Genomic DNA, 13242 nt, shown 5'->3' with positions numbered 1-13242 from the left:
ACTGCACCCGTTCGCGAGCACCGAATCGCGGTCACTTGGTCGTCCACCGTCGTTCTCCTCGGCCGGAAGAAACACCCGCACCGGACACAGCTCACCTGCACCGGTAATTAGGAAATTGGGAAATTCGGAATTGTTTCGCGCTCGACCGGTTCTACACCGTGCGCGCGGCCACCGGGATTTAGTGGTTCGGGCCCTCGCCGGAACCGCTACCGGCCGGCGCGTGGGCCCCGGAGTGCACACCAGCCGCGACGGGCGCACCTCCCGGAACCGCCTGGCTCACGCCGAAACCCGCCGCGACGACGGCGAGCACCACGAAAGCCGTCCGCGCCCCCCGCGCCTTGATGTCCCCCGACGTCGCGTCATCCGATCCGTTCCGCATGGTCACCACTCCCTCTTGTCATCCACAAGCCGTTCACGAGCCATCGACAAGAATGACGATCACAGCTCCGGTTCCCGATTCCGTCCGTCCTCGATACCGCTCACCTCCCCCGCCCCGGTATTCCGGACATAGCGGGCGGGAACCGCGGTATCGCCGCAGGTCAGTGTCCGGCGGCGGGCAGCGTCGAGACGCTCTTCGACGATCTCGGGCGTCGCCCCCTCGGCCAGCACGCGCACTCCGGTGCTCGGCGGGCGGGGGAACTCCGCGCCCGCGAACCACCTCGGCGCCGGCGGGCGGACCGGCACCCCGGCCAGCGCGCGGCACAGCTCGGTCTGCACGTCGAACCCGGTCGTCACCTCGATCAGCCGGGCGATCCCGCGGGACCCGAAGCCCGGGCGCGCGCGCACGATCCGCGGACCGCGCCCGGACAGCACGACCGACGTCTCGGCGGGCCCGAACTCGTAGCCCACCAGGTCCAGCATCGCCGTGACGGTGGCCCGGACCTCCCTCGCCTCGGCTTCGCCGACCGTCGCCGGGAAGAGGTACCGCACGCCGTGCGCCACGGCCCGCTGCGCGGTGACGCCCACGACGCGGTGCATCCCGTCGTGCGTCAACGTCGTCACCACGACCTCGGGGCCGGGCACGAACTCCCCCGCGGCGAACGGCCCGGAGCGGTGCTCGTGGCGACGCGCCCACTCGGCCAGCGCCGCCCCGGACCGCACGACGGTCTCGTCGTCGCCCGAGCGGAGCACCGCGGGCAGGCCGATCTCCGCGACCACCCCGGGCACGGCGCCCGCGGTGGCGACCACCCGGGTCCGCACCATCGGGTGCCGGCTGGGCGCGAGCACCTCTTCCAGCCGCCGGTCGTCGGCCAGGACGTGCGGGGCCTCGGCGAACTCGGGGCACACGCGGGTGGCCGGGAACCCCTCGCCGTCCAGCACGTGGGTGATGCCGCACCGCAGGACGACCTGGGCGACGGCGCCGGCCACGGCGGTCTCGTCCCGCGCGTCCACCAGCGTCAGCCGGTCGGCGGCGAAGGGAGCGAACAGGGCGCGCTGACCGGCGTCGACGACAAGCCGGAGGTCGAGACCGCTGCGCACGGCCTTCCGCGCGAACGCGAGCGACGGGAAGCACAGCAGCAACCGCGCGGCCGGGCTCATGGGCCCACGTCCTCGTCAGGGCCCGCAGCACCGGCCCGGCCGTCCACCCACCGCCGTCTCATCGCGACTCCCCGCACTTCGGTGACCTGCGGTCCGCCGACGTCGTCCCGCGGCCACGACACCTCGTGACATGGATGTAGCTCCTGCCACACTGCCCGCGCCGGTTACCGATTCGTTCCCGCCGGCGCGCGCCGGCCTCAGGAGCGGGCTCTGGGCGGGACCCCGGCGGTCCGGAAGATCTCGGCGGCCCGCTCGAGGCAGTCCCGGGCCTGGTCCGCGGCGCCTCGCGCGGCGTGGACGTCGGACAGGCCGACCAGCGCGCGGGCCTCTTCGATCCGGTAGCCGATGCCGGCGGCCAGCGCGTGGGCACGCTCGTGCAGCACGAGCGCCTCGGCGTAGTCGCCTTCGAGCCGGCGCAGGCGGCCGATCAGGTTGTCGATGACGACCCGCCGGATCGGCGTCCAGTGCGCTTTGTGGTGCGCCAGCCCGAGGTCGACGAACCGCCGGGCCTCCTCGATCCGGCCGAGCCGGTGCCCGGTCAGCGCCGACAGCGCGTACACCAGCGCGACGTCGCCGGGCGCGCCGAAGTCCTCCCCCAGCTCGCGAGCGACCCGCAGCTGCTCGTCGGCCTCCTCGACCGCGCCCGTCCCGAGGTGGGCCAGTGACAGGTCGATGAGCGCGACGAGCTCGTTCTCCCGGGCGCCGAGCTCGCGGTTCAGCGCCAGGGCCCGCTTCGCCGTGTCGACCGCTTCGGCGTAACGGCCCCACTGTTCGTAGAGGGAACTGAGGTTGACCAGCGACTCCGCCTCGGCCCGGCCGGCGCCGAGCTCCCGCTTGATCCGGATGGACTCCTCCAGCAGCGGGAGCGCCTCGTCGTACCGGCCGCAGGTGCACAGCAGCAGGCCGAGCATGCCGGTGTCCTTCGCGACGCCACGCCGGTCGCCCAGGTCCGACGCGATGGCCAGCGCCTCCGACGCCGCGTCGATCCCTTCGGCGAACTTGCCGAGCTTCCAGTGCGCCACCGCGGAGTTCGACAGGCTCAGGCGCAGCAGTTCGGCGTCGCCGAGCCGGCGCGACGAGACCACCGAAACCTGCGCCATCTCGACGAACTCCGCGAACAGCCCGTCCGCGTCCAGCTGGAAGACGACGTTGCGGGCGAGCCGGGCGACGTGCCGGTCGAACCCGTGGGCGTGCGCGAGCGCGACGGCCTCCTGCAGGGTCGACTGCTCCCGGTCGAGCCACTTGCGCGCCGCCTCACGGGTCGGCAGGTGGGGCAGCGCGGGATCGCTTTCCCCTGGCCCGGCCGGCAACCGCGCGCGGCCGGGGAACAGCAGGTCGCAGACATGATCGGTGACGTCGACGAAGTAGTCGAGCAGCCGCTCGTAGCCGGCCGCGACGTGACCGGCGTCGTCTCCCGCGCACTCGGTCTGGTTGAGCTGGTTGACGAAGCTGCGCACCAGGTCGTGGAACGTGTAGTAGCCGATCTCGTGCTGCTGCAGCATGTGCGCGTCCAGCAGCACCTCCAGCACGGCCTCCGCCGTGTGCGGGGACAGGCCCAGCAGCGCCGCCGAGGAAAAGACATCGATGTCACGCCCAGGGTGCACCCCCAGCATGCGGAACGCGGTGCGGTGGCGCGGCCCGAGCCCTTCGTAGGAGATCCGCAGTGTCAGGTCGACCCCGCGTTCACCGGACTTGAGCTCGTCCAGGCGGCGCGACTCGTCGCTCATCCGGTCCACGAGGTAGCCGATCGGCCACCGCGGGCGGTTGCCGAGGCGGCTCAGCGCGATCCGCATCGCCAGCGGCAGGTGCCCGCACAGGGCGACGAGCTCGGCCACCGCTTCGGCCTCGGCCTCCACACGCCGGGTGCCCAGCACCCGGGCGGCCATCGCGACGCCGTCCTCGGTGGTCATCGTCCCGAGCGAGAGCCAGTGCGCGCCGTCCAGGTCGATCAGCCGCGTCCGGCTCGTGACGAGCACCAGCGAGTCGGGGCCGAGCGGCAGCAGCGGCCAGACCTGGGCGACGTCGAAAGCGTTGTCCAGCAGGACGATCAGCCGGCTCTCGGCGGTCATCGTGCGCCAGAGCATGGCCCGGGCGTCGGCGTCCTCGGGCAGCTGGTCGGCCTCCACGCCGAGCATGCCCAGCAGCGCCTCCGCGGCGGCGCGGGGCGACAGCGGCTGCCCGCCGGAGGTGTACCCGCGGAGGTTGACGTACAGCTGCCCGTCCGGATAACGCTCGGCGAGCAGGTGCGCGGCGCGCACGGCCAGTGACGTCTTCCCGACGCCGCCCATCCCGTCGATCGCGAGGATCCGAGGCCCGCGGTCGGCGGGCGCGTCGAGCCGGCTCAGCAGGCCGTCCAGCTCGGGCTTGCGGCCGGTGAAGTCCGCGAGGTCGTACGGCAGTGTCCGGGCGACGGTGGCGGCCGGCGGCTCCGCGGCCCGCGCGGGCTCGGGCGCTTCCCGGGGTGGTACGAGGGCGGGATCGTTGCGCAGCAGGCGTTCGTACAGGTCCGACAGGTCGCTGCCCGGGTAGATCCCCAGCTCCTCCGACAGCAGCGCGCCGACCTTCCGGTACTCCTCCAGCGCGTCCGCCTGCCGGCCCGAGCGGTACAGAGCAAGCATCAGCTGAGCCCGCAGCTTCTCCCGCAGCGGGTGGGCCGCGACGTGCTCCCGCAGCTCGCTGACCAGCTCCCGGGACTCACCGCGCGAGAGGCGCAGGTCGGTCAGCTGCTCGACGGCGTCCAGGTACCGTTCCTGCAGCGCGACGTCCGCGGCCTTGATCGCGGGCCCGCCGCTGCCGGCGAGCACGGACCCGCGCCGCAGCGCGAGCGCGCCCTGCAGGTGCGTGGCGGCTTCGTCCCAGTTGCGGTCCGACGACGCCCGCCGGGCCTTCTCCAGCAGGTTCAGGAAGACGTTCAGGTCGACCTGCTCCGCGGGCAGGACCGCGCGGTAGCCCGGGCCCTCGGTCACGATGACCTCGCCGCCGGCCGGGATGACCTGGCGCAGCCGGGCGACGGCCTTGCGCACCTGGTGCGTCGCGGTGGCGGGCGGGTCGTCGTCCCAGACGGAATCGACCAGCTGGGAGATGCTGAGCACCTGCCCGGACTCGAGCAGCAGGGCGACCATCACGCGCTCCTGGACGGCCCCGCCGAGGTGGATCCGGCGCGTGCCGGACCAGCACTCCAGCGAGCCCAGGACGTTGATGCGCAGATCCGGCTCCTGGCGCGAAGGCGAGCCGCCCATCAGAAGTCGACACCTGTCGCCACGCAGCCACCTTCTCCCATCCGGTCACCCGAGCGACCGCGGACGGGCATGTGGTGCGCCCGCTCGCGAATCCCATCGCCGCGACACCGGCTCCGGTGTGAGGAAGAGGTCGCTCCCCTCAGCCCGCACTCCTCGTACCCGGCCGAACGTACCCGGATTCTCGCACGCCGGTTCTGCGCAAAACCCGAGACTTCGACTCCCCTGTGGATCATCTTCTCACAGGGAATCGCGAAAAGAGGGCAGTGAAGACGAGACTGACGGGCAACCCGCGCGAGCACGCCCGCCGGTCGGCCGCACGGTCAGAACGCCGTTCGCAGGCATCGATTCCCCAGCCTGGCAGCGCCTTCACGCCCACCACACGGGCGGTGGGTTTCGCAACCGTCACGAGTGGCGCACGCTGCTGATCCAAAAGACGTCGCCAGTGCACGAAAACTTGAGTTCGTCCGGCTATGCCGCGAGGTGCCGGACGACAGCCACACCTCGCTGGGCTTCACACAATCGCGAAAGCATCCCTGCCCGGCGCCGAAGGACAGGTCTGTTCGGTCGCGAGTCGTACTGGCATGGATCTCGCAAGGTGCGTAGGTCACGGTGGTACTCGGGGCTACTCGTCGGGCTCGAAGCTGGGCGCCGGCCGGGTACGGGCTCAAGTCTGGATGGCAAGGGCGAGGAGGGTATCGATCGCAGTTTCGAAGGGGCGACTGTTCCCGAGTACCTGGGCGAGCAGAAGTCCGCCTTCGAGCGTGGCGAGCAGAGTGATGGCGAGGTCGTCCGGGTCGATGTCGGACTGCAGCTCCCCATCGGCACGAAGGGATCCTCGCGGCGCTGATCACCATGTTCCGCCAGGCTTCGACTCCGTGCGAGCCGCTGAGCGCGCGCCTGTTGCGACTGACGATGGAGTCGGCCTGGTAGACGATGACCGCCTGGAGGAGGTCGTTCTTGTCGGGGAAGTAGTGGTACATCTGAGAGCCGCTGACTTCGAAGGTCGGATCACCATCGATGTCACGGTCAACCACAACTCGGGTATAGGCGAAACATGCCAGGGAGAATTGCGGTGGGACGACATCAGCCTGGACGCCGCAACTTGACGACGCGCCAGTGATCCCCAGCCGTTCGCACACCGGATTCGCCGGCTTTGCCATCCGCTGACGTGCAGCTCACCATCCGAAAACCCATCAGGACGCGATCGGCGGACGCAGGCATGATGGCGCCATGCCGCACCGTGTCCTGCTCGCCGACGACGACCGCGCCATCCGGGAGTCCCTCGTGCGCGCCCTCGACCTCGAGGGCTACCACGTCACCGAGGTCACCGACGGCGTCTCCGCGCTGGCCACCGCGCGGAAAGACGACTTCGACGTGCTGATCCTCGACGTCATGATGCCCGGCGTCGACGGCCTCGGCGTCTGCCGCGTCCTGCGCGCCGAAAGCGACCGGACACCGATCCTCATGCTCACCGCCCGCGTCGAAACCGCCGACCGGGTCGCCGGACTCGACGCCGGCGCCGACGACTACCTGCCCAAACCCTTCGAACTCGACGAACTCCTCGCCCGCCTCCGCGCGCTGCTGCGCCGCACCACCGCCGACGCCGGGACCGCACCCCTGCGGACCCTGCGCCTCGGCGAACTCGCCGTCGACCCCGCCGCCCGGCGCGTCTGGTGGCGCAGCACCGAGATCACCCTGTCCAAAACCGAGTTCGACCTCCTCGAGCTGCTGGTGCGCAACGCCGGGATCGTGCTCGACCGCACCACGATCTACCAGCGGATCTGGGGCTACGAATTCGGCTCGGAATCCAAGAACCTCGCCGTCTACATCGGCTACCTGCGCCGCAAGCTCGACCAGGCCGGCGCGACCGAACTGATCCACACCGTCCGCGGCGTCGGCTATTCGGTGCGCCCGGCATGAACCTGCGCAGCAAGCTCGCGATCGCCTTCGCCGGCGTCGGGGCCGCGGCGGCGATCCTGGTCGGCGTCTTCAGCTACCAGGCCGCGTCGCAGCGGATCAGCGCCGAACTCGACCGCTCCCTGCTGACGACGTCGGCCGAAGTCGCCGCCGGAGCGACGCAGGTGCTCGCGCCCAGCCCGGTCACCCGCGGGCCCGATGACGACGACCACGACGAAGCCCAGCCCATGGTCGCCCAGGCGATCGCCCCGGACGGCACAATCCGGCCCGTCGGCGGCCGCCCCGTCCGCCTCGCGGTTGGCGACGAAGACCGGGCCCTCGCCGCGACCGGCTCCTTCGGTGACCGCCGCTACCAGGACTTCACCGTCCCGCCGGACGACTACCGGGTCATCACCGTGGCCCTCGGCGGCGGCCGCGGGGCGCTCCAGCTCGGCATCGACGTCGACGAATCCCGCAACGTGCTCCACGGCCTGGCCGCGCGCATCACCGCCGTCAGCGCCCTCGTCCTCGCCGCGGCGGCACTGGCCGGCTGGCTGCTCGCCCGCCAGATCACCCGCCGCCTGGTCCGGCTCACCCAGGCCACCGAGCAGGTCAGCGACGGCCGCCTCGCCGACGTCGCCGTCCCGGCCGGCGGACGCGACGAGGTCGGGCGGCTCGCGACGTCGTTCGACCGGATGCTCGGCCGTCTCGCCGACGCCCGCGCCGACCAGGAACGCCTCGTCCAAGACGCCGCCCACGAGCTACGCACGCCGCTGACCAGCCTGCGCACCAACGCCAGCGTCCTGCGGCGCTTCGCCGAGCTCGCCCCCGGCGACCGGGCCCGGCTGCTCGACGACGTCGACGGCGAAGCCCGTGAACTGACCCACCTGATCGACGAGCTGGTCGAACTGGCGACCCGGCGCTACGAGACCGAGGAGCCCGCGCCGGTCGAGCTGGGCGAGATCGTCGAGCGCGCCGCCGGGCGTGTCCGGCACCGCTCGGGCCGCGCCATCACCGTCGAGACCGACGCCACCGCGCTCACCGGGCAAGCGAAGGCACTCGAACGCGCCGTGTCGAACCTGCTGGAGAACGCCGTGAAGTTCGCACCCGAAGGAGCGATCGACGTCGTGGTGCGCGACGGCCGGGTGCAGGTCCTCGACCGCGGCCCGGGCATCGGTGACGAGGACGCGGCGCGGGTGTTCGACCGGTTCCACCGGGCCGACGGTGCCCGCGGCCTGCCCGGCTCCGGTCTGGGGCTGGCGATCGTCCGCGAAATCGCGCTGGCCCACGACGGCGGCGTGTTCGCCGAGCCACGGCCCGGCGGCGGGGCCGTGGTCGGGTTCACCGTCGGCGCCGAGCTTCTCTTACCGGATTCTCACCCTCGTCACGTCGACGGCTAACCGCGCGCCGGAAAGGTGGTCCCCGAGGATCACCACATCCAGGAGCGCCCGATGACCACCCTCGCACCACCCGGCAGCACGCTCCGGCGTCCGGTCCGCGCGTGGTGGCGGGACGCCGCGGGCCTGGCCACCTGGTCGAGCGTCCTGTTCGTGGTCGCGCTGTGGGTGTCGGGCCGCGGCCTGCAGGACCTCACCTCGGACTTCTTCACCTCGGCCGGGCGCCTGACCGGGTTGGTGTCGGCGGATCTCCTGCTGCTGCAACTGCTGCTGATGGCGCGGATCCCCTGGGTGGAACGCAGCTACGGCCAGGACGAGCTGGCCCGCCGCCACCGGCTGACCGGGTTCACCTCGATCACGCTGCTGGCCGCGCACATCGTGCTGATCAGCCTCGGCTACGCCGCCACCGACCGCTCCGGCCTGCTCGGCGAGATTTGGACGCTCGTGACCACCTACGCCGGCATGCTCCTGGCCACCGCGGGGACACTCGCGCTGGTCATGGTCGCGGTGACGTCGGTGCGCGCGGCCCGGCGGCGGCTGCGGTACGAGTCCTGGCACCTGCTGCACCTCTACGCCTACCTCGGCGCCGGCCTCGCGCTGCCGCACCAGCTGTGGACCGGCGCCGACTTCACCGCCTCCCCCGTCGCGACGGCGTTCTGGTGGACCGCGTACGCGGCCGCCGCGGGCGCGGTGCTGGTGTTCCGGCTCGGGCTGCCGGTGTGGCTCAACGCGCGCCACCACCTCGTCGTCGAGCAGGTCGTGCGGGAGGCTCCCGGCGTCGTCTCGGTGTACCTGCACGGCCGCCGGCTCGACCGGCTTCCCGTCGAAGCGGGGCAGTTCTTCGTCTGGCGGTTCCGGTCCGGCCCGGGCTGGACGCGCGGCAAGCCGTTCTCCCTCTCGGCCGTCCCGGACACCCACGGCAACCGGCTCCGGATCACGGCCAAGGACCTCGGCCCGGGCAGCCGCAGGCTGGCCCGGCTGCGGCCGGGCACCCGCGCCCTGTTCGAAGGGCCTTACGGCCGGCTCACCGGGACCGTCCGAAAAGGACCCAAGGTGGCGATGTTCGCTTCCGGTATCGGGATCACGCCACTGCGCGCGCTGCTCGCCGAACTGCCCTACCTGCCCGGGGAAGCCGTGCTGTTCCACCGGGCCGGGCGGCACGCCGACCTGTTGTTCCGCCGCGAACTGGACGAGCTCGCCGCGCGCCGCGGGCTCCGGATCCACTACCTGCTCGGCCGCCGCTCCCGCGACCGCGCGTCGTGGCTCCCGGCGAACTACGCCCCCGTCCCCGACGAGCAGGTGCTGCGGCACCTGGTCCCCGACATCGCCGAGCACGACGTCTACGTCTGCGGACCGGACGCCTGGACCGAAGCAGTGATCGACACGGCACGCCGCGCCGGCGTCCCCGCCGACCGCGTCCACTCCGAACGATTCGGCTGGTAGGAAAGGACTTCCGATGCGCAGGATCGCCATCACCTTCGCCGCGACCGTCTCGGTCGTGGTGCTGCTGTTCAGCTACCGCGCCAGCACCGATTCGACCCCGGTCGCCGCCGGCCGCCCCCTCGGCACCCAGCCGGCCCGCACCACGAGCCCCGCCACACCAGGTTCGACCGGCGGCGGCACGTTCACCGGCGGCGCCGCGGACACCCGCTACGGGCCGGTCCAGGTGCAGATCACCGTGGCCGGCGGCAAGATCACCGACGCCCAGGCCGTCGAATACCCCCAGGAAAGCGGCCGCGACGTCCGGATCAACTCCGCCGCCGTCCCGGAACTGAACCAGGAGACACTCCAGGCCCAGAGCGCGCAGATCGACACCGTCAGCGGCGCCACCTACACCTCCGAGGGCTACCAGCAGTCCCTGCAGTCCGCGATCGACGCGGCCCACGGGTGAGCACCGCGCCCCGGCCACGCCGGTCCTGGACCCGGGCCGTCATGGGCACCCAGGTCAGCCTCCACCTGCGCGGCCACCGCGTCGACACCGACCCCGCGATCGAACCGGCCGTCGCCGCGGTGTTCGGGCACCTGCGCACGGCCGACGAACTGTTCAGCACCTACCGGCCCGACAGCCAGGTCACCGCGATCCGCCGCGACGAACTGCCCCGCGACCAGTGGCACCCGTGGGTCACCGAAGTCTTTGCGCTGTGCGAAGAAGCTCGCGAACGCACCGACGGCTACTTCGACCCGTGGCGGCTGCCCGGCGGCTTCGACCCCTCCGGGCTCGTGAAAGGCTGGGCCGTCGAGAACGCCGCCGCCCACCTGGACCGGCTGCGCGGCTACGACCACTACCTCAACGCCGGCGGCGACATCACCGCCCGCGTCCACACCACCCGCGCCCCGGCCTGGCGGGTCGGCGTCGAAGATCCCGGCGACCCGGCCGCCTTTCTCGCCGTCCTCGACCTGCGCACCGGCGGCCTCGCGACGTCCGGTACGGCCGCCCGCGGCGACCACATCGTCGACCCGCACACCGGCCGTCACACCAGCAACCTGTTGTCGGTGACGGTCACCGGCCCGACCCTGCTGTGGGCTGACGTCTTCGCCACCGCGGCGTTCGCCCGCGGCGGCAACGTCGCCCGCTGGGTCACCGCGCTCGCGCCCGGCTACGAAGTCGCGGCCCTCGCCCGCGCCCCGTGAGCCCGACCCGCCCGAGCTTCCGCCACTCGCACTCCACAAAGGACACCATGACCACCGTCAACGGCCTGCCCGCCCACGTCCTGCTCGTGCACGCCATCGTCGTCCTGCTCCCGCTGGCCGCGCTGCTGCTGGTGCTCAGCGCCCTCTGGCCCGCCGCCCGCGCCAAACTGGCCGGGCCGAACGCGATCCTGGCCGCCCTCGTCGTGGTTCTCGTGCCGATCACCACCGACGCCGGCGAATGGCTCGAACGTCGAGTCACCTCGACCCCGGCCGTGCGCGCCCACACCGAACTCGGCGACACCGCCCTCTGGGTCGCGATTCCCGTCGCCGTCCTCGCCCTGCTGGTGTGGTGGCGACGCCGCGAAAGCCTCGCGTCGCAGGCGGCCGACACGAGTTCGACTGCGTCCGGCACCGGCTCGACCGCGGTCGCCACACGTCGCCGCACGTTCCTGGCTCCGGCGTCGACCGCGGTAACCGTGGCGCTCTCGGTCCTGGCGGTCGTGGCCGCGGGAGCGGCGTTCTACGACGTCTACCGCATCGGCGATTCCGGCGCGCAGGCCAGCTGGCAGGGCCAGTTCAGCGCCACGCCGACCCCGCGCGGCCCCGGACATTGACAGGCGCGGGCCCCGACGTCCCCCAGCTTTCGTTGACTGCAGCCGAGCGAACCCGCTTCGCCAGACCCACGAGGTCGGGGCAACTGACAGCCGGGACCACGGACGATCACACCGTCGCGGCCTGCCCGAAGCCGAGGCTCGGATCGCCGCGGGTTTTCGAGCCCGGCGGCGGCCGCCTGACCGAAGTGCGACAGGTGTGGCCGCGGGTGAGGTGGACCAGCTCGGGCGGCTGCCGGCTCGCACGGTCGTGGCAGCTCCCGTAGTACGAAACCACCGAACCCGATGAGCCTGGCACCCGGTCGGTCTCGCCGCCCAGGGCCGCGGCCGCCGAAGCCACCGGGGACTGTCCGACCGGCGCCCATCTCACCCTGGCGATCGGCTGCGTCGGCCGGCCGGCACGCCAACCCGTAGCAGAGGTCGAGGACGCGACGGTGGGTTCGTGGTCGACAGTGAGGTCGGCCCGGTCGAAATCGACGTGTGCTCGTCCCCTGCGGTGCGAGCACTTTCGTTCTCGTCGGCGAGGGTGTCGAGCATCAGCCGGCACCAGGTGAAGGCGGCGTTCACCGCGTGGCAAGCGTGCCGGGTGCTCAGCCCCGTACGGGGTCCAGCCACACCGTGCCCTGTCTCGACGCCGCCGTGGACAAGGCCGCCAACGCCCGTGCGCTGGCCCTGCAGTCCACCGAACACGCGGCGCACGTCGACATCGGGCGTAGTGCGCACGCCTGGCTGGCGGGGAGTCCGGTCCTCGGTCAGCCAGCGGTGTACCTGCACCATGCGGCGGTCGCCTGCGTACTCAGCCGGACGACGGTCGCGATGGTGGTCTCATTCCGGCGTCTACCGAGCAGGTGCCGTCGGCTGGTCTCAGTGGTGCGCGTACGCGCTGCGGGCACGCCTCCCACTGCTGTCGTGGCTGTTCCCGCTGCTCTGACGGCGGACGTGCTCACCGCGGGCACCACTACCCCTTGGACATCGTGGGCAGCACCGCGCTGCCGGCCGGCGCCGCGGAGTCCGCGAAGCGCGGGTTCGGCAGTCGGATATCTGCCTCTGCGCAACCCACTGGCTCGATCGACACCGCCGCTCCGAACTCTGTCGCCTACGTCGTCATGGGGCCTCCGGCGATCGAGTCGCGGCACAGCAGGCAGTCGCCCTCGGCGCAACGGGTGATGCTCTGGTCCGCCCTGATGGCCGCCGCGGCGGCTGCGATGGTTTGCCGCGCGGGAAAGGCCTGCCACCGCGATCCGCCGACGACCGCGGTACGGACGTGGGGACGCAAGATCGACCCCAGGCGCGGGAACCCTTCGGAGCAGGATCCGACCTCGACCATGGACACCTGATGGTGGAGGTCTCGAGCCCAGCGCAGGAACAGGCGACGCCCCGCCTGATGTTCGGCCAGGTGAATCGCTGTCATCCGGTTGATTCCCACCCCGGCCAGGATGATCACCCCCTCGTGAACGGCCAGTTCGCGCAAAGGGCCGTACACGTCGGAGGGGCTCTGCGCCGAGATCAACTCGCCGGCCAGGGGGCCGAGAGCGGCGAACGAGTTGAGCGGATGCGTGCCGCGCACAGCGCCGGTGCGGCTGATCACGGCCGCTGGGAGCACACCCAATCCCGGGTTGATGAGCCCGCAGTCGGTGGTGTAAGGCGTGCCTTCCGGAATCGTGGGCACCGCGGGGAGTGCGGAGTAGTCGATGCCGTTGCGCAGCGGCCGCAGGCCGGCCGGCGGGTGTACCCCGAACTGCGGTTCGGTGAAGGTCGGCACCAGTACGGTGCGGTTGCCGGCCAGAAACGCGTCCAGCAGGGTGTCCACGCCACCCTCGATGGGCGCTCCGAAGGAGCGCAACGAGGCGTGCAGCATGATCGGACGATTTCGCGGCGCCAGTTCGTCAATCGCCTTGCCGAGGTGTTCGGTCGGAATCATCGCGGATC

The 13242-nt window shown here is 72.0% G+C and carries 11 protein-coding genes; 6 read left to right on the top strand and 5 right to left on the bottom strand.

Translation table 11 applies throughout. From position 1 onward, the window contains the following. Positions 1-178: 178 nt before the first annotated feature. The 4 genes from OG570_RS28845 to OG570_RS48355 all read right to left on the bottom strand — a co-directional run bounded on the left by OG570_RS28845 (position 179) and on the right by OG570_RS48355 (position 5589). Positions 179-379, bottom strand: coding sequence for a hypothetical protein (locus OG570_RS28845; protein ID WP_326952292.1), 201 nt, complete (start codon positions 377-379; stop codon positions 179-181). Between the two features lie 59 nt (positions 380-438). Then, positions 439-1539: a hypothetical protein gene (locus tag OG570_RS28840; protein ID WP_326952291.1), complete on the bottom strand. Its 1101-nt coding sequence runs from the start codon at positions 1537-1539 to the stop codon at positions 439-441. Between the two features lie 197 nt (positions 1540-1736). Then, entirely contained in the window at positions 1737-4778 is a 3042-nt protein-coding gene (locus OG570_RS28835; protein ID WP_326952290.1) for an AfsR/SARP family transcriptional regulator, read from the bottom strand. A gap of 664 nt (positions 4779-5442) precedes the next feature. Beyond that, positions 5443-5589, bottom strand: coding sequence for a hypothetical protein (locus tag OG570_RS48355; protein ID WP_442788333.1), 147 nt, complete (start codon positions 5587-5589; stop codon positions 5443-5445). Positions 5590-6008: 419 nt separating this feature from the next. Here OG570_RS48355 and OG570_RS28830 point away from each other — a divergent pair, with 419 nt between their 5' ends. The 6 genes from OG570_RS28830 to OG570_RS28805 are packed head-to-tail and all read left to right on the top strand — an operon-like array spanning position 6009 to position 11316. Further along, complete coding sequence (locus OG570_RS28830) at positions 6009-6698, top strand: response regulator transcription factor (RefSeq protein ID WP_326950867.1); 690 nt, start codon at positions 6009-6011, stop codon at positions 6696-6698. Continuing rightward, positions 6695-8074 carry a HAMP domain-containing sensor histidine kinase gene (locus OG570_RS28825; protein WP_326952289.1) on the top strand — a complete coding sequence of 460 codons (1380 nt, stop codon included), beginning with the start codon at positions 6695-6697 and terminating at the stop codon, positions 8072-8074. Before OG570_RS28830 ends, OG570_RS28825 begins: the two co-directional genes overlap by 4 nt. A 51-nt stretch (positions 8075-8125) precedes the next feature. After that, positions 8126-9514: a ferredoxin reductase family protein gene (locus tag OG570_RS28820; protein WP_326952288.1), complete on the top strand. Its 1389-nt coding sequence runs from the start codon at positions 8126-8128 to the stop codon at positions 9512-9514. A 13-nt stretch (positions 9515-9527) separates the two neighbouring features. Then, on the top strand, positions 9528-9962 hold the full coding sequence (locus tag OG570_RS28815; protein ID WP_326952287.1) for an FMN-binding protein: 435 nt from the start codon (positions 9528-9530) through the stop codon (positions 9960-9962). Positions 9963-10003: 41 nt separating this feature from the next. Continuing rightward, positions 10004-10702 (top strand): FAD:protein FMN transferase, encoded by a 699-nt coding sequence (locus OG570_RS28810; protein WP_326952286.1) that lies wholly within the window; start codon positions 10004-10006, stop codon positions 10700-10702. Between the two features lie 47 nt (positions 10703-10749). Next, positions 10750-11316: a hypothetical protein gene (locus tag OG570_RS28805; protein ID WP_326952285.1), complete on the top strand. Its 567-nt coding sequence runs from the start codon at positions 10750-10752 to the stop codon at positions 11314-11316. Between the two features lie 1093 nt (positions 11317-12409). Here the strand turns inward: OG570_RS28805 and OG570_RS28800 are convergent. Continuing rightward, complete coding sequence (locus OG570_RS28800; RefSeq protein WP_326952284.1) at positions 12410-13234, bottom strand: AAC(3) family N-acetyltransferase; 825 nt, start codon at positions 13232-13234, stop codon at positions 12410-12412. Between the last annotated feature and the right edge of the window lie 8 nt (positions 13235-13242).

Origin of the sequence: Amycolatopsis sp. NBC_01286 (assembly GCF_035982555.1) — a bacterium.
Taxonomy (GTDB): domain Bacteria; phylum Actinomycetota; class Actinomycetes; order Mycobacteriales; family Pseudonocardiaceae; genus Amycolatopsis.
Note: the sequence above shows the minus strand (reverse complement) of the source record. Positions and strands in the feature narration are given on the sequence as shown.